The following is a 21469-nucleotide window of genomic DNA, read 5'->3' on the forward strand; positions in this document are numbered from 1 at the left end:
GACAGTGCCCATTCCGGGGGAATTTGCGTATCGTCGGAGGAGTCGCGGTCGACCTCCCCGTGTGTCACTCGTTCGGGTACGGGGTGGTTGTTGCGCGGGCTGCGCGCCGCACGCGATCCGGGACTGTCAGGGGCCCCGAATAGCATGGGCGGGCGACGTCGCGTACCTGCCGATGCACTGCCTGCAGCCGGCGCGCGTCCACGTCAACACCAGAACTTTTCGAAGGGATCACCGTGGCTGACCGCCTTGTCGTTCGCGGCGCCCGTGAGCACAACCTGCGCGGGATCGACCTGGACCTGCCCCGAGACAGCCTGATCGTGTTCACCGGGCTGTCCGGCTCCGGGAAGTCGAGCCTGGCCTTCGACACCATCTTCGCGGAGGGGCAGCGCCGCTACGTCGAGTCGCTGTCCGCTTACGCCCGCCAGTTCCTCGGCCAGATGGACAAGCCCGATGTGGACTTCATCGAGGGCCTGTCCCCGGCGGTGTCGATCGACCAGAAGTCCACCAGCCGCAACCCGCGGTCGACGGTGGGCACCATCACCGAGGTCTACGACTACCTGCGGCTGCTGTACGCCCGAGCCGGCAAGCCGCACTGCCCGACCTGCGGCGAAGCGATCAGCAAGCAGACCCCGCAGCAGATCGTGGACCAGGTGCTGGAGATGCCCGACCGGGCCAAGTTCCAGGTGCTGGCCCCGGTGGTGCGCGGCCGCAAGGGCGAGTACGTCGACCTGTTCGAGCAGCTGCAGTCGCAGGGCTACGCGCGCGCCCGCATCGACGGCGTGGTGCACCCGCTGGACGCCCCGCCGAAGCTGAAGAAGCAGGAGAAGCACGACATCGCGGTGGTCATCGACCGGCTCACCGTGAAGGCCGGCGCGAAGCAGCGGCTGACCGACTCGGTGGAGACCGCGCTGCGGCTGGCCGACGGGCTGGTGCTGATCGAGTTCATCGACCTCGACGAGGACGACCCGAACCGGGAGCGGAAGTTCTCCGAGAACCTGGCCTGCCCCAACGGCCACCCGCTGGGCGTGGACGAGCTCGAACCGCGGTCGTTCTCCTTCAACTCGCCCTACGGGGCGTGCCCGGAGTGCGCGGGCCTGGGCATCCGCAAGGAGGTCGACCCGGAGCTCGTCGTGCCGGACGAGGAGCTGTCGCTGGCCGACGGCGCCATCGCGCCGTGGGCGGGCGGGCACACCGCGGAGTACTTCACCCGGCTGCTGACCTCGCTGTCGGAGGCCATCGGCTTCCGGATGGACGCGCCGTGGCGGCAGCTGTCCACGAAGGTCAAGAAGGCGGTGCTGCACGGCACCAACGACCAGGTGCACGTCCGGTACAAGAACCGCTACGGCCGGACCCGCTCCTACTACGCCAACTACGAGGGCGTCATCCCGTTCCTGGAGCGGCGGCTGGAGCAGACCGAGTCCGACTACGCCCGCGAGAAGTACGAGGGCTACATGCGGGACGTGCCGTGCCCGGCCTGCGACGGCACCCGGCTCAAGCCGGAGATCCTGGCCGTCACGATGGAGAACGACGAGCGCGGCGAGCTGTCCATCGCCGAGGTCAGCGCGCTGAGCGTGCGCGAGTGCGCCACGTTCCTGGACGGGCTGGTCCTGGGCCCGCGCGAGCAGATGATCGCCGGGCGGGTGCTCAAGGAGGTGCAGGCGCGGCTGGGCTTCCTGCTCGACGTCGGCCTGGACTACCTGTCGCTGGACCGCGCGGCCGGAACGCTCTCCGGCGGCGAGGCGCAGCGCATCCGGCTGGCGACCCAGATCGGTTCCGGCCTGGTCGGCGTGCTCTACGTGCTGGACGAGCCGTCGATCGGACTGCACCAGCGGGACAACCACCGGCTGCTGGAGACCCTCAGCCGGCTGCGGGACCTGGGCAACACGCTGATCGTCGTCGAGCACGACGAGGACACCGTGCGCAGCGCGGACTGGGTGGTCGACATCGGGCCCGGCGCGGGCGAGCACGGCGGCCAGGTCGTCCACAGTGGACCGTACAAGAAGCTGCTGGAGAACAAGCAGTCGCTCACCGGCGCGTACCTGGCGGGGCGCAAGCAGATCCCGGTGCCCGAGGTGCGGCGCCCGCGCGACCGCAAGCGGCAGCTGACGGTGGTCGGGGCGCGCGAGCACAACCTGCGCAAGATCGACGTGTCGTTCCCGCTGGGCTGCCTGGTGTCGGTCACCGGCGTCTCCGGATCGGGCAAGTCGACGCTGGTCAACGACATCCTCGCGTCGGTCCTGGCGAACAAGCTCAACGGCGCCCGGCAGGTGCCCGGCAGGCACACGCGGATCAAGGGCCTGGAGCACGTCGACAAGCTGGTGCAGGTCGACCAGTCGCCGATCGGCCGCACCCCGCGGTCGAACCCGGCCACCTACACCGGCGTGTTCGACCACATCCGCAAGCTGTTCGCGGCGACCACCGAGGCGAAGGTGCGCGGCTACCAGCCGGGCCGGTTCTCGTTCAACGTCAAGGGCGGCCGGTGCGAGTCGTGCGCCGGTGACGGCACGCTGAAGATCGAGATGAACTTCCTGCCGGACGTGTACGTGCCGTGCGAGGTGTGCAAGGGCGCCCGGTACAACCGGGAGACCCTGGAGGTGCACTACAAGGGCAAGACGATCGCCGAGGTCCTCGACATGCCGATCGAGGAGGCCGCGTCGTTCTTCGAGCCGATCAACGCCATCCACCGGCACCTGAAGACGCTGGTGGACGTGGGCCTGGGCTACGTGCGGCTGGGGCAGCCGGCGCCGACGCTCTCCGGTGGTGAGGCGCAGCGCGTCAAGCTGGCCAGCGAGCTGCAGAAGCGGTCCACCGGCAAGACGGTCTACATCCTCGACGAGCCGACGACCGGCCTGCACTTCGAGGACATCCGCAAGCTGCTCGGCGTGATCAACGGCCTGGTGGACAAGGGCAACACGGTGATCGTGATCGAGCACAACCTGGACGTCATCAAGACGGCGGACTGGGTGCTGGACATGGGCCCGGAGGGCGGCTCCGGCGGCGGCATCCTGGTGGCCGAGGGCACCCCGGAGGAGCTCGCGGAGATCGACGAGAGCCACACCGGCCGCTTCCTGGCCCCGGTGCTCTCCGAGAACTGACCCCACGACGCGGCAGAACACCTGCTGGCCGATAGATCGGACAGCAGGTGTTCTGCTAGGTCAGGCCCGGGTGTAGTGCACGCCGATCGCGCCATCGGGCAGGACGGTGGTTTGGGCCAGGGACCAGTTCGAAGCGGGAATTCCCGCCTCGAACAGGCGCAGGCCGCCGCCCAGCAGCGCGGGGACCACCACGAAGCGCAGGTCGTCGATCAGGTCGGCACGCAGCAGCGCCTGGATGATGCTCGCGCTGTTGGCCACGAGGATGTCCTTGCCTGGTGCGTCCCGGAGCGCTTTGACCTCTGCTTCCAGGTCTCGGGCGACGCGGGAGTTCTCCCAGTCGGCCGCCTCCAGCGTCCTGGAGAAGACGACCTTCTCCACGGTGTTCAGGAACTCGCCCAGGTCCCGGTTCCGCGGATCGGTCGCGGGGTCGCGGGTGATGCCCGGCCAGACGGAGTAGAACCCCTCGTAGTTCGTGCGCCCCAGCAGCACCGTGCTCGCGCCGCGCCAGATGCCCTCGAAGTGGGCGGCTGACGCTTCGTGCTTCACGTGTCCGTAGAGCCAGTTGTCGTGCGCGGGCCCTTCGAGACCGCTGGTGTAGCCGTCCATGGACATGGTCACCCACGCGACAACACGTCGACTCGTCTCTCGCATCGTCGATCCTCTCGATTTCGGCTTCATGAACCTGGACCTGTCGACAGGGTGGAACTCATCGCCGCGGAGAAGAGTTCTTCGATCCGCATCCTCGAGTTCGACGCCATCGGCCAGAAGGCGCCTTCGGCGTGTCGGGTTCGTTACCCCGGCTGACTAGGTTCGGCGGCATGGCGCAGAACGAGTTCTCGGTTTCCAGCAGCGTTGTCGTGCAGGCCCCGCCGGAGGCGGTTTTCGCCGTGCTGGCCGATCCGCGCAAGCATTCGGTCATCGACGGCTCCGGCACGGTGCGGGGGGAAATGAGCGGCCCGGAGCGGCTGGTGCTCGGCTCCAAGTTCGGGATGCGGATGCGCAAGGCCGTCGCCTACCGGGTCACCAACACCGTGGTGGAGTACGAGGAGAACCGGCTGATCGCGTGGCGGAACATGCTGCCCGGCCGGTGGCGGTACGAGCTGGAGCCGGTCGGCGACACGGCGACGAAGGTGACCGAGACCTACGACTTCACCGCGATGCTGCCGAAGCTGACCGCGCGCACCGGCCTGCCGAAGCAGAACCTGCGGTCGATCGAAGCCACCCTGCAGCGCCTCAAGGACCACCTGGAGGACGGCGAGCAGGCCTGACGCGATCGACGGACCGGGCGCCTCCGCACTGTTCGGTGCGGAGGCGCCCGCTTTCTTCGGAGCCACCGTCCCGCCCGTCCATGGCAAGTAGGTGTACGATCGACATCTATTTGACAAGTTGGAAAGTAGTTGCGAGCCTGGCTGCCATGAACGAGGTGCAGATGGATGCCGCCGCGCAGCTGGCGCGGGCGGAACGGTTGGGGGCCGAGGCTCGTCGCGGCGGCCGCTGGTACGTGCGGTACATGCTGGTGTTCGGGGTCGCTTCCTTCGCCATGGCAGCGGTTTTCGCGTTCGTGGACGGCAAGACCGCGGTATTCGTGACGATGCCGCTGTGGATCGCCTTCGTCGTCGCCATCTCCGTGTGGTCGGCCACCCGAAAGGTGGGGATGCGCGGGTTCGGGACGCTCCACGGCATGGTCATGCTGGGGTGGACGCTGGCCTGGGTCGGCACGGTCGTCGGCAGCAACTGGATGCCCGACGTCTGGCAGTGGTGGATCGGCGGCGGGGTCGCGATGGCCGCGATCGCGTTCGCGGGTGCCGGTGTCGCGCACCGCCGGAGCCGAGGATGAGCGGCGGCGCGCACCCCCGGCACCAGCTGGACGATCTCATCCACTCGCCGGTGCGGTTCTCCATCACGGCGACGCTCGCGGCGGTCGACCAGGCCGAGTTCAAGTACGTGCGCGACATCATCGAGGTCAGCGACTCGGTGCTCTCCAAGCAGGTGTCGACGCTGGAGGACGCGGGCTACGTCAAGGTGAAGAAGGGCTACGTCGGCAAGCGCCCCCGCACCTGGCTCAGCCTCACGGCGAAGGGGCGCCGGGCGTACGAGGCGCACCTGGCGGCGCTGAAGGCGATCACCACGCAGCCGGTGGCGGAGCCGGCCGAGGAGCGGAGCTGACATGAGCGCAGCGAACATCGCCGCGATCGCGGCGGAGCTCGTCATCATGATCTGCGGCCCGATCGCTGCGGCCCTCTGGATCCGCCGGCGGTTCGCCGTCCCGCGCCGCGTTTTCTGGATCGCCGCGGGATTCTTCCTCGCCAACCTCGCCGTCAACGTCCCGCTCGTGGTGATGGTGTGGCCGTCGCTGTTCGGCGCGGGCAGCTGGGCGCTGCTCGCGGCGACCGCGATGACCTACGCGGTCTGCGAGGAGATCGCCCGGTACCTGAGCTTCCGCGCGGGTCGGAGCATGCGGGAGAACAGGACGGCCGGCGGCGCGCTGGCCGCCGGAGTCGGGCACGGTGTTGCTGTGGTGGCTCCGGCAAGCGCCGCTGTAGACCCCACCCGGCTTCAGGCGGTCGAATCAATCCAGAAAGTTGACCCCGTCCTTATGGCCAACTGCACCACGGGAAGCGTGGCAGACGCCGTCAGCGTGCCACCCGAAGTTCCTCTTGTCGGCTGCCTCACTCTTTGACGACTGCATTGCGCGCGCTCGCGGCGATAGCGGACCCTGTGGGCAGGCCGCTATCGCCGCCTTTTCTTGTCCTGCTGTGGTTCTTCGGAGGGGGCGAGCGCGTGGCAAGCCGGGACTCACACGACAGCAGCCCGACGCTCCGGACACGCAGCCACCGCCACGAGCGGGCGCGCAGTACGCCGGATTCGACGTCGATGCCGTAGCTGCCGCAGGCTGCGGTGAAGGCGGTGAAGGCGGTGAAGGCGGTGAAGGCGGTGAAGGCGGTGAAGGCGGTGAAGCTCTTCTTCTGCCATGGCATGGGAATTCGACTCAGTCGGAGCGCCCGGGGAGGTAACGATGCGGGATTGGATGCAACCCGGTTGAGGTCCACTGCGTCCTAGGCGTCGACTTCCCATGCCTGGAACGGAGCCCTGCAACGTGACTGCCCTCTACCGGATCTCCATCGACGACAAGACCGACGCCACCGTGCGCGGTCGGTTCCACATGATCAACCCCGATGCGGGGATCCTCCCGGAAGAGGACGACGACCTCCTCCCGCTGGAAATCATGATCGACGCGTGGCGCCGGATGAAGCTCGGGTACTTCTTCGTCGGCGACGGGCTCGGGGACGACAGGCTGCCCATGTCCTTCGAGCAGGCTGCCACGATCGCCGACGAGCACGAGCTGAGGAGCGCCTTCGAGAAGGAGCTCGACGACGAGGCGGAAGCGGACGAATACTTTTTCGACCGGTTCGACGAGATCATCGAGTCCTCCGAAGTGAGCGAAACGCAGAACGCGCCTGCCTTCTGGGAAGCCGATGGCTTCTGGGACGCCGCCGCCGACGAGGATTTCCCGGAAGACATCGACGCCTACCCGTACGTCGAGTTCACCTTCACCGCTCGCGACGCCCGATACGTCGCGCACCTGACGCCCGGCACGCACTGGGCAACGGCGCAATACTGCGACTAACGCTGCCCCAGAACAGCAACAGCCACCGATGAGACGCCTATTGTCGGGCGGACCGTCAGCGGTCACGGGAACCGCAGGTCAGCACCGCGCATTCGAAGCAGATCGAATGCGCGGTGCTGCTGCCGGCGGCCACCGCCACGGTTTCGCCGGGTTGACCTCTCGCCGGAGTTCCGGCCAGGAATTCCGTACCCGGCACGTGGTCGCCGTCCATCCACAGTGGACTTCCGGCGACGTCATCACTGTATGCCGAAGTTCTGAATCACGTCGACACCGCCCGAGCCGAGCGAGCCCCCGACGGCCCACGGCGTGGTGTGGACGTGTCCGGCGCCGTCGAACTGGACCGAGTACTTGCCACCCTTGCGACGCACGCGACGGCCTGAGGTTGCCTGGATCGGTGGAGAACCTTCAAGGCGTGCTTGCTGGGAGCCGCGTGCCGCCCCGTGGCGAGCTGGGTGCGGTGATTTCGCGTGACCCACTTTCGTGCTGTTGGGCGGGCGGCCCGGCCGATCTTCCGAAATGGTGATCCACGGCCCGCAAACAACGATCGCATGGAGGAATCGATGCGTCGGAAGCTCACTTGGTTCGCAGCCCTCGCCGCGGTGGCGACCCTGGTCCTGCTCGGAGAAGCCGGGATCGCCAGCGCGGCCGGCGACCCCATCACCGGGCTCCTGAGCGGGCTGAAGCTCCCGCTGATGGGCTAGTCGTTCCGCCGCCGCGAGTGCCGGGCATCCCGCCGGGGTGCCCGGCACTCGCATCATCTGGGGCAGGTGGGGGACGGCTCCGGCGTTCTGCCGCAGTGCATCACGATCTCGGGCGTTCGCCCGCTCTTGCCCTCCACGCGCATCACCGAGATCGCCTTCCGGACCGGGACCTGCCCGGTCGGCGAGCCAAAGTCGATGGGGCCGCTGATCGCGCGGATGCCTTCGGGGTTCTCGCTGAGCCGCGCGATCCCGTACCAGACCGCCAGGCCGTTCAACGGCGTCGTCCCGACATCGGCCTGTCCTTCGGTGACCTTCTGCACCGCCTGCCGGACCAGGTGGACGGCGTCGAAGGCCAGCATCGACCGGCCCGCCAACCCGTCGTCGCCCGGCAGCACGCGCTTCCCGGTGAAGTCGATGTAGTCGAGCTGGATCCCCTCCCGCAGCTCCCGGTCGAGCAGGAACTTCGTCGCGTCGTCACCGGCCATCAGCTTCGGCATGTTGGCGTCGCCGACGCACCGGTCCTGCACGGCGCTCAGGTAGTTGCTGAAGTCGTCCGCCCGCGCCGTGTACAGGGCCAGCGATCCGGGTCCGCACTGCACGGCGTCCGACGGGATGCCGTGCTGGGTGTTCTGGAGCTCGGCCGAACCTCCCAGTTGCGCGTCGACGTCGAGCGCGAGGTTCCTGCTGTAGGTGTCGGCTTCGTCGTAGAAGACGGTGACGTTCTTGCTGCCCAGGTCTCGCACGTGCTGCGCGATGACCTCGGATTCCCAGTGGTTCGTCGGCCCCACCTGGTGGTAGAGCCTGCTGAGGCCCGGGAAGCTGTCGGCCGAGGTCACCGTGCCCACCATGGCCAGCCCGCTGCTGCCCAGCACGGTGATCGCGTCGCCGGTCTCCCGCCAGCTGCCGCCCAGCCCGACGACCGCCACCACCGGTGCTTCCTGCCGGGGCGCGGTGAAATCGACGATGTGCTCGGCGACGGCCTCGGCGTGCTTCATCTTCGCGCCGCCGTTGGCGAGCACGATCCGGATCGCCACGCGGTCGTTGACCCGCGCGCTCCGCTGGGCCTCGGCCAGCCCCTCCAGCTCCGCCGCGACCCCGTCCAGCGTCGACGAGTCGGGATCCCGGCCGGTGAGGGTGCTGAAGTAGACGATCGAGAAGTACGCGACCTGCTTGCCGTCCGCCAGCGACCGCTGGTGCAGGTCCTCGGACTCGGCGTTCTGCTGGTTGATCCGGTCCTGCGCGGCGATGAGCCGATCGCGCAGGGCCGGCTCCGAGATGTCGGCGGAGAAGCGGTGCTCCGAGTCGGCGATTCCGACGCACTCGCCGCCGGTCGACCACAGCGCGGTGTTGGTCCACGGCCACCAGCTCCGGCCGCAGTGGCCGTAGTACTGCTGCAGGTAGACGCCGCCGCCCCCGAGCACCAGCAGGACCACCAGCAGGATCGGGATGCGGCGCAGCAGCTTGGAGCGCTTCAGCGGCAGGGTCGTCTGGCCCAGCGAAACGCCCGGCTCGTCCTCCGTCGACGGCGGTTCGTCGGCCACCCGCAGCGTCACGTACCAGGCGGTGTTCGAGCGCTTGCGCCGCGCTTCCTGCAGCGTCTCCGGCCAGCTTTCGAGGGTGACCGGCGCGCTCGGCGTTTCGCTGTCCTGCAACGGTTCCGGGCCGCTGCCGATCACCAGCAGCGGATCCGGCAGGCCGGTCTCGTTGCGCACGTCGTTGATGAGCCTGACCAGCACCTTGCCGACGGTGTCCTCGCCGAGGTTGCGCAGCAGCAGGACCGGGTAGCAGTCCTTGGGCACCCACTGCCAGCGCCACAGCCGCCGCGCGTAGGAATCGGTGAGGTCCGCCAGGAACGCGTGCACCAGGAGTTTTCGCACCTGTTCGGCGTTCTCCCAGCGCGACGGCGTGGTGATCAGGCGCTGCGCGAAGCTCGGGAAGTCCGCGGATTCGCCCGGCGACAGGTAACGCTGCCGCATGAACCAGCGGGCTGCGCGGCTCCGGCGCACCCACCACGCGTAGTAGAGCGGGAAGAACGTCAGCGACAGCACGAAGAGGTACCAGGGCAGGCTCTGCGCGGCCGACTCCCACAGCGCGGCCTCCTGCTGCTGGGGCTGGCCGCGCCGGGGCCGGCGGCTGCGGAGGTATTCGCGCAGCAGCTGGCGGGTGTGCGAATGCGGGGCCTGGGCCAGGTTCGTCGGCGGCAGGTTCTTCTTCAGCAGCCAGCTCAGCAGCGCGTACCGGCGGAAGCGCAGCCGGCCGATCCGCGGCCAGGAGTCGGCGTCGCGCAGCCCCTGGGCCGCGTTGTCCAGCAGCTTCCGGATCTGCACCGACTTCTGCCGCGGCGTCTCGGCGGGCGTCCCGCCGACGTCGAGCACCACGTGCGGCACGATGGTGCCGAGGTGGTCGGAGAGCTGGTCGATGAGCCGGCCGGAGGCGTTCTCGCGCAGCAGGTGGATGATCGGCTGGTCCGGGAGCTTCTCCACGCGGCGTCGCCGGACCCATCGCCGCCCGAGGCGGGACGGCAGCCGGGTGACCGGAACTCCCTGGCTCACGGGTGCTTCCGTCATCCTCACCTCCGGTGACCGGTAGATCATTCAACGTGACGTTACCGGTGGCCGAGGCGAATTCGAACGGATTTCAGGGTTTTCTCCGCCGGCTCACCGCGGCCGGCCGGGCACGCCGGGACGGGTCTGCCAGGGGAGCGGGCCGCCGAGCGGGCGGTATTCGACGCCGTAGGCGTCCAGGCGGGGCAGGTGGTGGTCGACGAGGCGGCGCCGGAAGTCGGCGAAGTCCCGGTCGCTGCTCCAGGCGACCTCGGCGAACGCGGTCAGCCGCGGGAAGGCGGCGTAGTCGACGCGGCGCGGGGTGTCCAGGTGCTCGGTCCAGACCTGCGCCTGCACGCCGAGCACGCGCTCGGTCAGCGGTTCGTAGGCGTAGACGCCCTCGAGGGTGGTGTTGAAGCCGACCGGGATGGGCTCGTCGGGGTGGTCGGACTGCCGGTGGTCGAAGTAGAGGTGGTGTTCCGGGCACAGCACCACGTCGTGGCCGCGCTCGGCGGCGCGCAGCGCGGTCCGCTCGTCGCGCCAGGTCGCGATGATGGTCTGCGGCGGCAGCGGATCGACCGCCTCCAGGATCTCGTCCCAGGCCGATGCCCGGCGCCCCTGGGCGTGGATGTGCTCGACGAGCGAACGCAGGAAGGGGCCGTGCTCCGGCGTCGCGCCCGGGACCTCGTCGCCGCCGATGCAGATCACCGGCGACGGGAAGACCTCCATCAGGTGGTCCAGGACGGCGCGGTAGAAGTCCAGCGTGGCCGGGTCGGTGTTGAGGATTTCGTCGCTGACGCCCCAGGATTCCCAGACCTGCGGCCGCTGCCCGGTGCCCAGTTCCGGGTAGGCGGCGATCGCGGCCTGGCTGTGGCCGGGCACGTCGATCTCTGGGACGACCGTGATGTGGTGCCGCGCGGCGTGGGCGACGATCTCCCGCAGGTCGTCGCTGGTGTAGAAGCCGCCGTGCGGGCGTTCGTCGAACTCGGGCTGCTCGCCGCGGCCGACCATCGAGCGCCGCCGCCAGGCGCCCACGCGGGTGAGGTTCGGGAACCGCGGCACCTCGACGCGCCAGCCCTGGTCGTCGGTCAGGTGCAGGTGCAGGACGTTGAGCTTGTGCATGGCCAGCAGCTCGACGAACCGGAGGACTTCGCGCTTGGGCAGGAAGTGCCGGGCCACGTCCAGGTGGCAGCCGCGCCAGGCGAACCGCGGCCGGTCCTCGACCCGGCCGCACGGCAACAAGCACCGTCCATAGTGGATAAGCGCACTCCGGTACGCGGCCGGGCCGAGCAGCTGCCGCAGGGTCTGCGCGGCGTGGTGCGCGCCGGCCGCGTCGTGCGCGACGACTTCCACGCCGTCCGGCCGGATTTCCGCGCGGTAGCCGCCGGGCGCGGACTCGGCCGGGTCGACGCGGAACTCGATCGTCGGCCGCGCCGCGTCCGGCAGCGGCAGCCCGGTGGCGGCGCCGACGTGCCGCCGGAACCAGTCGGCCGTGGTGGGTTCGCCGCCCACCGTGGTGTCCCGGTCCAGCTCGAACATCCCCGCGGCCGGTGCCACCAGCGCGGGCTTCGGTACCAGCGAGTCCCAGCTCATCCCTTCACCGCCCCGGCCAGCCCGGACACCAGGCGCCGCTGCACCACCACGAAGAAGATGAGCACCGGAATCGTCATCAGCGTTGAACCGGCCATGATCGCGCCCCAATCGTTGCCCTCAGGAGTGAAGAACACCAGGATCGCCATCGGCAGCGTCTGGTTCTCCGACGCCGAGATGATGAACGTCTTGGCGAACAGGAAGTCGTTCCAGGCGTGGATGAACGAAAGCACGCTGGTGGCCACCAAACCCGGTGCCACCAGCGGGAAGAGCACCTGCCAGACGAACCGGGTGCGGCTCGCGCCGTCCAGCGTCGCGGCCTCCTCCAACTCGTCCGGGACGGCCGCGACGAACCCGCGCAGCATCCAGATCGCCAGCGGCAGGCTGAACGCCAGGTGCACCAGCATCAGCGAACCGAGGTGGTTGAGCCCGAACGCCGGGGCGACCGAACCGACCTCGCGCATCAGGAAGAACAGCGGGATCGTCAGCGCCTCCACCGGAACCATCTGCGCCACCAGCAGCATCAGCAGCAGCACGGTGCGGCCGCGGAAGCGGAACCTGGTGAGCGCGACGGCGGCGAGGAACGACATCAGCAGCGAGACCAGCACGACCGCGCCGGCCACCAGCAGGCTGTTCACGAAGTACCCGCCCAGTCCGTCCACTGTGAACACGCGGCGGAAGCTGTCCAGGGTGGGGGTGAAGGTCCACGGCCGGGGATCGGTCGAGAGCAGCTCGCCCTCCGGCTTGAAGGCCGAGAGCACCATCCAGTACAGCGGGAACGCCACCACGACCGCGATCAGCACCGCGACCGAGTTGGCGGCGAGCAGCCGGGGCTTGCGCAATGCACTCATGCGTTGGCCTCGTCCTTCCGCTGTGCCCGCAGGTAGGCCAGCGTGATCAAGATGAGCAGCACGGTCATCACCACGCCGATGGCCGAGCCGAGCCCGTAGTTCGAGCCCGCGAAGGCCGACTGGTACGCGTAGACGTTGAGGACCATGTTCTGGCCGGCCACGCCGCCGCCGTTGGTCATCACGTAGATCTGGGTGAAGATCTTGAAGTCCCAGATGATCGACTGGATGGTGGCGATGACCAGCACCGGGCGCAGCATCGGCAGCAGCACGCTGCGCGCGGTGCGCCAGGCCGACGCCCCGTCCAGCGCCGCGGCCTCCACCACCTCGCTCGGGATCCCGGTGAGCCCGGCGTAGGTGGTGACGAGCACGAACGGGAACGAGCACCAGATCACCTCGGCGGCGACCAGGCCGAAGGCCACGAACTTGTCGTAGGTCCAGGAGAAGCCCGCCGCGCCGTCGATGCCGACGCCGGTGAGCACCTCGTTGACCAGGCCGAAGTCCTGGTCGAACAGGAACAGCCAGACCGTCGACCCGGCCATCGCCGGGGTGGCCCAGGCGCCGATGGCGGCCAGGAACAGCAGCAGCCGCGGCAGCGGGCTGATCCTGGTGGCCAGCACCGCGAGCGCGATGCCGACCGCCAGGCTGCCCACCACGCAGACCGCGGCGAAGACGCAGGTCTGCACCAGGATCGTCCAGAACTGGCCGTCCCCGAGCAGCGTCAGGTAGTTGTCCGCGCCGAGGAACACCACCGGCGCGCCACCGGACGCCTGCGCCTGCCCGTACTCGTACAGGGAGATCTGCACCAGCTGGTAGAGCGGGTAGCCCATCATGCCGATGAGCAGCAGCGCCGCCGGTGCGAGGTAGAGCAGCGCGGCCATCACACCTGACCTCGAACCCGTGTTGCGCAGCGGTGCGGGCAGCGGAGCCTCTCCGGGATGGGCGCAATTTCCATTGAAATCGGACCTTCAATTTCAATGGAAATTGCGGATCCGCTGGTCCGTCGTGTCGAAACCAGCATCTCAGCGACCTTCGAAGACGGTGTTCATCTGCTTGGCCGCGTTCCCGGTCGCCTCGTCGACGCCGGTGCCGGTGATGATCTGCTGCACCATCGTCGGCAGCACGCCCTGCGCGTCGACCTTCGACCAGGTCGCCGACGTGGGCACGAACCGGGTGCCCGCCTGCAGCGTCTGCACGAACGGCGCGACCTTCGGGTCACCGGCCGCGAGTTCCTGCTGCACATCGGTGAAGGTCGGCAGGTTGCCCATCGCCGCGTACATCTTGCGCTGGTACTCCTTGCCCGCGAGCAGCTGCACGAACTCGCGCGCCAGCGTCGCGCGCTTGGACGACTTCATGACGCCGAGCATGTTGCCGCCGGCGAAGGCCGGGGCGACCGAACCGGCGGTGTTGCCGGGCAGCGGCACGACGGCGTACTTCCCGCCGGCGGCACCGGCGTCGACCGCGGCGCGGTTGAAGTCGCCGCCGATCGTCATCGCCGCCTTGCCGGAGGCGAACGCCTGCACGGCCTGGCTGCCGGTCAGGTCCGCGCACTGCTCGCGCGGGCACGCCCCGCCGGTGATCAGCGACGCATAGGCGTCGACGCCCTGCCGGGCGCCGGGCTGATCCACAGTGGACACCCACTTCTCGCCGTCCCGGCGGGCCAGGTCGCCGCCGTTTGCCCAGATGAACGGCATCAGCGCGTAGTGGTACTTGCCGCCGATGGAGATGCCGTACATGTCGGGGCGGGCGGTGCGGATCCGCTGCGCGGTGTCGGCCAGTTCCGCCAGCGTGCGCGGCGGCTGCAGGCCCAGTTCGGCGAAGATGTCGGTGCGGTAGTACAGCGCGCGGATGCCGGTGTACCAGGGCACGCCGTAGACCTTGCCGTCGACCTTCGCGGTCTCCAGCACGGACGGGTTCAGGTCGCGGGATTCCGGCCACTGGCCGAGGTTCCCGGTGAGGTCGGCCAGGCCGCCGGCGGCGACGTACCCGGCCACGTCGGTGTTGCCGTACTCGGCGACGTCCGGCGCGCTGGCCGGGTCGTTGAAGGCGCCGGTGAAGCGCTGCGACCGGGTGTCCACGGGGATGTACTGGACATCCACCTGCACGCCCTGGTGTTCGGCTTCGAAGCGGGCGACCGCTTCGTCCACAGTGGCCTGCTTCGGGCCGCGGTTGGTCTCGTCGAACAGCCAGACCCGCAGGGTTCCGGTGCGTTCGTCCTCGGTGGGCGCGGACTGCTGGACCTGCGGCGGGCCGCAGGCCGCGAGCAGCGCGCCGACGGCGGCGACGGCGATGACTTTCCAGGCGCGCATGGGGATTCTCCGTTGCATCATGTGCAATTCCCGTTTTGCATTGAGCAATCGGATCGTAAGGACCGGTTTCCCCGAAGGCAAGGTCTGAACCAATCATCGGTCGTCCGGGACCGTGTCGTTGCGCCGTCGCGACCGGTTCGCGATCTGGGTTTTCCCGGTGAAGAACGGGAAAAGCGTTGATTTCACAGATCATCGCGACCCGATCATGCCTGCGAGGATGGGATTCCCGCCGCCGATTCGCGAATCGTTCGACCTGATTGGGAAGCCGACTTGGGAGACGTACGCATGATCGCCGGGGCGCTCGCTGCCGTCCTCGTGGTGCCGCTGCTGGCACCCGTCCAACCGGCCGCCGAGGCGAGAACCGGGAAAATCGAGCACATCCGCGAAGCCTGGACCGGACCGCTGCGCACCGAAGGGCGCTACATCGTCGACGCGGGCGGGAACCGCTTCAAGCTGAAGGCCGGGAACTGGCACGGCGCCAGCGGAACCTGGAACGGCAACGGCGACATCAATGATCCCGCCAACCACCACTCGGGTGAGAACAGCAGCGGCATCCCGCTCGGCCTGGATCGGGCCCCGATGCGCGAAATCGTCGGCAGCTTCCGGGAACTCGGGATCAACAGCATCCGGCTGCCGTTCTCCACCGACATGATCGACGACCCGGCGGCCGTGCCGGACGCGGCGGTGGCCGCGAACCCCGAACTGCGCGGCAAGACCCGGCTCCAGGTGTACGACGCGGCCGTTGCCGCGCTCACCGACAGCGGTTTCGCGGTGATCCTGAACAACCACACCAACACGACCCGCTGGTGCTGCGGCCTGGACGGCAACGAGCGCTGGAACAGCAGCCAGAGCGACCAGAAATGGGAAGAGGGCTGGCTCTTCATGGCCAGTCGCTACCGTGACAACCCGCGCGTGGTCGGCGCGGATCTCTACAACGAGGTGCGCCGCGACTTCGTCGACGATCCGAACTGGGGACTCGGTGACAACCACGACTGGTTCGCGGCTTCCCAACGCGCCGCGGACCGGATCCTCGGCGAGGCCAACCCGAACCTGCTGATCATCATCGAAGGCATCAACTGGACCGGCATCCCGCTGGACGGCTTCCCGCACGGCAGGCCGACGCTGGAACCGGTTCGCACCCTGTCGCACACGCTGGTGACCTCGGGAAAGCTGGTGTACTCGGCGCACTTCTACGGCTACACCGGCCCGAACCACACCGGTGCCACCGGCCTGGGGGAGACGCACGATCCGCGGTACCGGGACATGGACCGCGACCAGCTCTACGACGTGCTGCGCCGGCAGGCGTTCTTCGTCACCGAGGAGGGGCAGCACTTCACCGCGCCGCTGTGGATCAGCGAGTTCGGCGTGGGTGGTCGTGACGAGCAGGACCCGAAGGAGCGGGCCTGGTTCGGCAACTTCGTGGACTTCCTCGTCGCCAACGACACCGACTTCGCCTACTGGCCGCTGGTCGGCTGGCACGAGAACCGGCAGGGCAACGGCTGGGGCTTGGTGCACTGGGACGCCGCGGGCAACCGGATGTTCGTCGACGACGGAGACGACTGGCGCGCGGAAGCCTGGCACCGGCTGGTGAACGCCGAGGCGAGCCCCGCGAAACCGGCCGACACCTGGCGGATGCTGGACGTGGACCACGGCGACCTCGTGCAGTCGGCCCGGCTGCGAGGTGAACCGGATTGGGACCCGGGCGCGGGCAAGGCGGCCTGCCCGGACGGTCAGCGCCTGATCGGCCTGAGCCACACGGGTTCCCGAGGCCTGTGCACCGACACCGGAGGCGGCGGCTGGGATGCGGGCTACGAGGTGGTCCGCGACGAGCGGCACGTGACCGACGACTGGGCGCCGGGCTTCACGAAGTTCCAGTGCCCGCCGGATTCCTTCGTCGTCGGCTACGCGACCAGGGGAGCGGACCTGTCGTCGACGGTGTGCGGCAAGGTCGCGAACGGGCTCGAAACGACCGGGAGCGCGCTCTGGTTCGGCAGGTCGGACGCCCGCCCGCCGGAGGCCCGCGGCGGAGACTTCGCCACGGGCCACTACAAGGGACAGTGCGCGGACGGCGAGTACATCGCGGGAGTCGCCTTCAGCGCCCGAGCGGGCTCCCCAGCGAAGGAACCCGACGCGCTGCTTTGTCGCACCTGGGCTTCCGCGCGAGGGTGATCGAGGGCCGGTCGGCGGATTCCAGATCGGTCCCGAGACTGCACTCTCTGCGCAGTCATGGCAGGCGTTTTTGCAATGATGTTCCGATCCGGCGGGCGAGGATATCGCGCGAGCCTGCTTCGCCGAGGTGGGTCGGACTCATTGCGCCGCCATCCGGCCGGCTGTGTCGGCGGTTTCGAAATTTGTGAATGGTTCTGCTTGTTTTTGATTTCTTGCGAATTTTGCTCGACTTATTTCGGATGCTCCGAGGCCTTGGGGGATATATTGCACTGATCGGGTGTGGTGCAACGATTCGTATGATTCGCTCGAATGGTGGCGTTCCGGCGTCCATCAAGATCGTAGTGTTTTCGGTGTCGCCCTTTCGGCGCGTTTGCACCAGACCGGCGAGGAGGACTGTTGGGCATCTTTGACGTCAACAAGCGGACGGCTAACGTCGCCGTGCGGAATGAGACCGGAAAAGTCCTTGTCAAGGTTGCTATAGCCCACAAGTACAGCGACAACTACAAAGACGACCACACGTGGACCGAAGTGAAGCCCGGCGAGACAACGGGCGCAGACATGGTCGTCAGGTACCACACCGGCACGTTCACCACCGGCCGGGACTGGTGGCAGCTCACGATCGTGGACGAGGAGGGCGGGGTCTACATCAGTGACCCCAACAATTTCCGCGACATCTTCGATTTCGTGGAGAAGAGTCTCCTCTCCATCCTTCCCGAATTGGAGGAGGCGTGTCGCAAAGCGGCGCAGAATCCCTCTTCCAGTGCTAAGCAGCGGTCGTACGCGGCGGCGGGTGAGGCGGTCGCGAGGGTCGTGGATCTGATGCTGAATCACGCCGAAACGGCCGGCTTCAAGCAGCACATCCTCCGGGATGAGGACGCCGACCGCACGACCACCTTCACCATTCGCCGACTTCCGTCGAGTGGTACCGATTCCGATGCGCTTCTGATCTCGTCGCATTCCGGAGATTCGGAAACGAGGATCACCCGGTTGAAGAAGGACGGCTGACGGCTGTAACTGATCCTGTTCGTCCGCGGGAATGTCGAAAAGCTCCAGCCGTCGGAATCCGCAGGTCGGCCACCTGCGAGCCGGCGGCTTCGGCTCGGGCTCTTGGCAGCGGAAATACCAAGCACGACCGAGCCGAGCGGCCGGGCGATCGCCTTTCCTGCGTCGCCCGGCCGCGCTCGGGAGGAACGCCGGCGGTGATCGGGTCATCCGTGGAACGTGATGGCCGCGACCGAGGGGCAGGCGTAGCTGTCCTGGGTGGGGGTGAGGACCCCGGTGCCGGGGTCGCGGGCCAGGCGGGTGATCGTGCCCGCTCGCTGGTTCGCCACGAACAGGGACGTCTGCTCCGGGTCCAGGGCGAAGTGCCGGGGCCAGCTGCCGCCCGTCGGCGTCGTGCCCTGGAAGGTGAGACCCGCTTCGTCGATGGCGAACGTGGCGATGTTGTCGTCGCCCCGGTTGGAGGCGTAGGCGAACTTCGCGTCGCGGGAGATCGCGATCTCCGCCGGGAAGTTCTCGCCGGACGCGTCGGGCTCGCGGGTGCCGACGACCTGGCCTGGGGTGAACCGGCCGGCCTCCGGATCCCAGTCCAGCACCGTGATCTCGGACTTCAGCTCGGCCAGCAGGTAGGCGCGGGTGTAGTTGAACGCCAGGTGCCTGGGGCCGGTGCCCGCCGGGAGCTCCAGGTGCTGGTGCTGGGTGAGCTTGCCGGTGGCGGTGTCGAAGGCGTAGACGAACACCGCGTCCGCGCCGAGGTCGACGGCGACGACCCACCTCTTGGTGGGGTCGACGAGCACCTGGTGGGCGTGCGGCTGGGAGCCGGGGTGCTTGACCAGGTCGGTGGACTCGCCGATGCTGCCGTCGGCGTTGCGGCGGTGCACGGCGACCGTGCCGTCGGTGTAGTTGGCGGTGAACAGGAATTCGCCGCTGGGGTGCATCGCGATGTGCGTCGGGCCCGCGCCGCCGCTGGGCTGGCTGTTGAGCACCACCGGGTGGTGCGCGGAGAGGTCCACCGCGGTGATCGTGCCCTGCGGGATCTCGTTGGTGACGTACAGGAACTTGTGGTCCGGCGACCAGGCGAAGAACGACGCGTCGGGCACCCCGTCGACCACTCCGGACGGTTCGAGCACGCCGGCCTCGTTGCGGATCGCGACCTCCAGGCCGCGGCCCGGCGGGTTCGCCGAGGTGTAGCTGCCGATGAGCGTCATCAGGCCCGCCTGGTGGTGCGTCGCCGGCGCGGCGGGGTGCGGCGCTGCGGCCGGGGGTGCCGCGCAGGCGGTGCTGGTCGTGGCGATCCCGGCCGCACCGGCGAAGCCGACTGCGCCGACCGCGGTGAGGAACCGGCGACGCGGCATTGCGTTGTCCCGCACGATGTTCTCCCTGTTCGGTGGATGATCGCGGGTCAGTCTGCCGCATCGCGCGTGATTGGACTAGACCAAAACGGCCTAAGGTCGCCCGGGTCAGGAGAAGATCGCGTGCACCTGGTCGACGGCCTCGGGGCCGTAGCCGACGGTGCCGACCGGGACCGCGCCGTCGATCGCCTCGATGATCCGCCCGGCCCAAACCGGCCCGAACCCGCCGCACAGTTCAATCAGCTGCGCACCCTCCTCCACCAGACGACGCGCGACCTCAATGCCCTCTTCGGGCTTGTCCACCCCGACGAGAACGGTGCGGCACTCGCCGGTGTCGACGACGTTGAAATCGCCGCCCGAAGTGCTGCCCGCTGCCGTGTAGATGAACCCCCAGTGCGTGAGCGCCATGCGAACCTCCCGTGGTCGTTATCGCCAACACGACCAGCCAAGCAGAAACCGGGAGAGATCGGAGGTGATCCGCATTGCACCGCGCTAGTGGTCAGGGGAGCGCCGCCGCGCGCTTCGCGGGTTTCGCGGCGGGAGCGACGTCGGCGCCCGGGTTGCCGCCGCAGGGGCCCGCGGTGCTCCAGTCCGGATCGACGTCCCGGCACGCGCCGGCCGCCTTCTGCGCCTGCACCATCTCGGCGACGTCGGCGAGCAGGCGCTTCGCGTCGTAGACGATGCCGTTGCGGATCGTCCACTGCACGCCGCCGATGCGCTTGATGTCGCCGGTTTCGGGGTCGAGCCGGGGAGTTCCGGTGCCGTACAGCGTTTTCAGGTCCTGCAGCGGGTTCTCGCCGACGATCGCCAGGTCCGCCAGCAGGCCCTCCCGGACGAGCCCGAACTCCGGCGCGGCACCGGTCGGCTCGGCCAGCGTCTGCGCGGTGCCGTACGTCATCGCCTCGATGGCCTCGATCGGCGACAGCCCCGCCTCCCGCAGCATCTCCAGCTCGGCGATGTTGGCGAAGCCGTACAGGTTGTAGATGAAGCCCGGGTCGGTGCCGCCCGCGATGCGGCCGCCGATCGCCTTGTAGTCGTGGACGAGCTGCATGTACTGCAGGTAGAAGCGCTTCCAGCGCACCTCGTCCTCCGTGCGCCAGTCGTAGTAGAACGAGCCGTGCGCCTCCGGGCTCGGCTCCCAGAAGTTCCACAGCGACGGCAGCGCGAACCGCGGATGCCACTCCAGGCCGCGCGCCCGCAGCAGGTCCCGCCCGGCCAGGTAGACGCCGAACGTCGGCCCGAACGTCACGCCGTTGTCCAGCTGCCGCGCCAGGTACGACCGCCACTGCGGCGAACCCGGTGGGAAGGTGTAGTCGATGACCTCGGCCACAGCGCGCCAGCGCGACGCCTCGTTCTCGTAGTCGTAGTCCGGCGGCTTCGGGTGTTCGCGGCCCTCCTTGAGCAGCGCCTCGAAGTGGCCGTAGAAGTGGGTCACCGTGCCCAGGCCGAGCCGACCGGTTTCCAGCGCGTTGAGCTGCGGGTAGATCGGCGGCGAGTGGTGCATGGTGGTGCCCAGCCCGTGCCGCTTCGCCCGGGCGATCGCGGCCTCGATCTCCGGTCGCCCGTACGGGCCCTCGCCGAAGAACTTGATGCCGTCCACGCCGTGCCGCGCGGCCCAGTCCACCCAGCGGCGCGCCTTCTCCGGCGAATCGACCGGGCCGTCCTCCCAGCCGCTGCCCGGAGTCTGGTAGTTGACGATGCGCGGCGCCACGATCTCGTTGCGCTCGCTGTGTTCCTGGTCCGCGACGGCATCGGCGTTCTTGGTCAGCGAAACGCCGCGCACCGTGGTGACGCCGTGGCCCAGCCACAGCTTGTACGCGTAGGTCCGCGGCGAACCGCCCGTGCCGCTGTGGGCGTGCTCGTCCACGAACCCGGGCAGCAGCCACATGCCCGTCGCGTCGATCTCGTGCTCGGCGTCGTGCGGCGCCCGGTCCGGCGCGAGCGGTTGCGACGGCGCGCCCGCCGGGATGATCTGCTGGATCCGGTTGCCCGCGATGACGACGTCCACCGGGCCGCGCACCTCGCCGCCGGTCCCGACGATCACGTTGACGCCGCGGACCACGAGCTTGCGGAACGGACCGAGCCCTTCGCCCGGGCCACGCGGTGGGGTCGGCGCATCCGCCGGGATCGGCGCGGCGGCGTCCGCCAGCGCCGGCGTCAACCCCACCAAACCCGCTGCGGCACCAGCGGATCGAAGCAACGACCGTCTGCTCAGGCCCATGCGGACACTCCTCG

Annotated in this window: 19 protein-coding genes; 9 read left to right on the top strand and 10 right to left on the bottom strand. The window is 68.8% G+C overall.

Translation table 11 applies throughout. The features are described 5' to 3' along the window. Window positions 1-233: 233 nt before the first annotated feature. Window positions 234-3095, top strand: coding sequence for an excinuclease ABC subunit UvrA (gene uvrA / locus AB0H93_RS16075; RefSeq protein WP_358572894.1), 2862 nt, complete (start codon window positions 234-236; stop codon window positions 3093-3095). Between the two features lie 60 nt (window positions 3096-3155). Here the strand turns inward: uvrA and AB0H93_RS16080 are convergent, their stop codons facing one another. Further along, the gene (locus tag AB0H93_RS16080; RefSeq protein WP_358572896.1) at window positions 3156-3746 is read right to left on the bottom strand and encodes a dihydrofolate reductase family protein; all 591 of its coding nucleotides are present in this window, start codon (window positions 3744-3746) and stop codon (window positions 3156-3158) included. Between the two features lie 167 nt (window positions 3747-3913). On the opposite strand from AB0H93_RS16080, the gene AB0H93_RS16085 reads away from it, so the two are divergent. The 4 genes from AB0H93_RS16085 to AB0H93_RS16100 all read left to right on the top strand — a co-directional run bounded on the left by AB0H93_RS16085 (window position 3914) and on the right by AB0H93_RS16100 (window position 5775). Beyond that, window positions 3914-4363 (top strand): SRPBCC family protein, encoded by a 450-nt coding sequence (locus AB0H93_RS16085; RefSeq protein WP_358572898.1) that lies wholly within the window; start codon window positions 3914-3916, stop codon window positions 4361-4363. A 146-nt stretch (window positions 4364-4509) separates the two neighbouring features. Then, on the top strand, window positions 4510-4932 hold the full coding sequence (locus AB0H93_RS16090; protein ID WP_358572900.1) for a hypothetical protein: 423 nt from the start codon (window positions 4510-4512) through the stop codon (window positions 4930-4932). Then, window positions 4929-5261 (top strand): transcriptional regulator, encoded by a 333-nt coding sequence (locus tag AB0H93_RS16095; protein ID WP_358572902.1) that lies wholly within the window; start codon window positions 4929-4931, stop codon window positions 5259-5261. The genes AB0H93_RS16090 and AB0H93_RS16095 overlap by 4 nt, the downstream gene beginning before the upstream one ends. A gap of 1 nt (window position 5262) precedes the next feature. Continuing rightward, on the top strand, window positions 5263-5775 hold the full coding sequence (locus AB0H93_RS16100) for a YhfC family glutamic-type intramembrane protease (protein WP_358572904.1): 513 nt from the start codon (window positions 5263-5265) through the stop codon (window positions 5773-5775). On the opposite strand, the gene AB0H93_RS16105 is transcribed toward AB0H93_RS16100, so the two are convergent. Then, window positions 5765-6073 (bottom strand): hypothetical protein, encoded by a 309-nt coding sequence (locus AB0H93_RS16105; protein WP_358572906.1) that lies wholly within the window; start codon window positions 6071-6073, stop codon window positions 5765-5767. The two genes, AB0H93_RS16100 and AB0H93_RS16105, sit on opposite strands and share 11 nt — an antisense overlap. A 119-nt stretch (window positions 6074-6192) precedes the next feature. Here AB0H93_RS16105 and AB0H93_RS16110 point away from each other — a divergent pair, with 119 nt between their 5' ends. Continuing rightward, window positions 6193-6723 carry a hypothetical protein gene (locus tag AB0H93_RS16110; protein ID WP_358572908.1) on the top strand — a complete coding sequence of 177 codons (531 nt, stop codon included), beginning with the start codon at window positions 6193-6195 and terminating at the stop codon, window positions 6721-6723. A gap of 560 nt (window positions 6724-7283) precedes the next feature. Next, complete coding sequence (locus tag AB0H93_RS16115) at window positions 7284-7424, top strand: hypothetical protein (protein ID WP_358572910.1); 141 nt, start codon at window positions 7284-7286, stop codon at window positions 7422-7424. 53 nt (window positions 7425-7477) lie between these two features. On the opposite strand, the gene AB0H93_RS16120 is transcribed toward AB0H93_RS16115, so the two are convergent. From AB0H93_RS16120 to AB0H93_RS16140, 5 genes are all read right to left on the bottom strand, one after another. Next, window positions 7478-9991 carry a hypothetical protein gene (locus AB0H93_RS16120; protein WP_358572912.1) on the bottom strand — a complete coding sequence of 838 codons (2514 nt, stop codon included), beginning with the start codon at window positions 9989-9991 and terminating at the stop codon, window positions 7478-7480. A 90-nt stretch (window positions 9992-10081) separates the two neighbouring features. Further along, complete coding sequence (locus AB0H93_RS16125; RefSeq protein WP_358572914.1) at window positions 10082-11560, bottom strand: beta-N-acetylhexosaminidase; 1479 nt, start codon at window positions 11558-11560, stop codon at window positions 10082-10084. Next, a complete protein-coding gene (locus AB0H93_RS16130) occupies window positions 11557-12408 on the bottom strand; it encodes a carbohydrate ABC transporter permease (protein ID WP_358572916.1) in 852 nt (283 codons plus the stop codon). Before AB0H93_RS16130 ends, AB0H93_RS16125 begins: the two co-directional genes overlap by 4 nt. After that, window positions 12405-13286 (bottom strand): sugar ABC transporter permease, encoded by an 882-nt coding sequence (locus AB0H93_RS16135; protein ID WP_358572918.1) that lies wholly within the window; start codon window positions 13284-13286, stop codon window positions 12405-12407. The genes AB0H93_RS16130 and AB0H93_RS16135 overlap by 4 nt, the downstream gene beginning before the upstream one ends. A gap of 141 nt (window positions 13287-13427) precedes the next feature. Beyond that, window positions 13428-14714 carry an extracellular solute-binding protein gene (locus tag AB0H93_RS16140; RefSeq protein WP_358572920.1) on the bottom strand — a complete coding sequence of 429 codons (1287 nt, stop codon included), beginning with the start codon at window positions 14712-14714 and terminating at the stop codon, window positions 13428-13430. Between the two features lie 270 nt (window positions 14715-14984). On the opposite strand from AB0H93_RS16140, the gene AB0H93_RS16145 reads away from it, so the two are divergent. Both AB0H93_RS16145 and AB0H93_RS16150 read left to right on the top strand, forming a co-directional pair. Then, complete coding sequence (locus tag AB0H93_RS16145; protein ID WP_358572922.1) at window positions 14985-16883, top strand: cellulase family glycosylhydrolase; 1899 nt, start codon at window positions 14985-14987, stop codon at window positions 16881-16883. Window positions 16884-17279: 396 nt separating this feature from the next. Continuing rightward, window positions 17280-17888: a hypothetical protein gene (locus tag AB0H93_RS16150; protein WP_358572924.1), complete on the top strand. Its 609-nt coding sequence runs from the start codon at window positions 17280-17282 to the stop codon at window positions 17886-17888. Window positions 17889-18091: 203 nt separating this feature from the next. Here the strand turns inward: AB0H93_RS16150 and AB0H93_RS16155 are convergent, their stop codons facing one another. The 3 genes from AB0H93_RS16155 to AB0H93_RS16165 all read right to left on the bottom strand — a co-directional run bounded on the left by AB0H93_RS16155 (window position 18092) and on the right by AB0H93_RS16165 (window position 21455). After that, window positions 18092-19252, bottom strand: coding sequence for a lactonase family protein (locus tag AB0H93_RS16155; protein ID WP_358572926.1), 1161 nt, complete (start codon window positions 19250-19252; stop codon window positions 18092-18094). 90 nt (window positions 19253-19342) lie between these two features. Continuing rightward, a complete protein-coding gene (locus AB0H93_RS16160) occupies window positions 19343-19642 on the bottom strand; it encodes a DUF6506 family protein (protein WP_093266828.1) in 300 nt (99 codons plus the stop codon). A gap of 91 nt (window positions 19643-19733) precedes the next feature. After that, window positions 19734-21455, bottom strand: a complete 1722-nt coding sequence (locus tag AB0H93_RS16165) for an amidohydrolase (RefSeq protein WP_358572928.1) — start codon at window positions 21453-21455, stop codon at window positions 19734-19736. Window positions 21456-21469: the final 14 nt, after the last annotated feature.

The organism is Saccharopolyspora sp. NPDC050642 (assembly GCF_040654735.1).
GTDB classification, from domain to species: Bacteria; Actinomycetota; Actinomycetes; order Mycobacteriales; family Pseudonocardiaceae; genus Saccharopolyspora; species Saccharopolyspora elongata.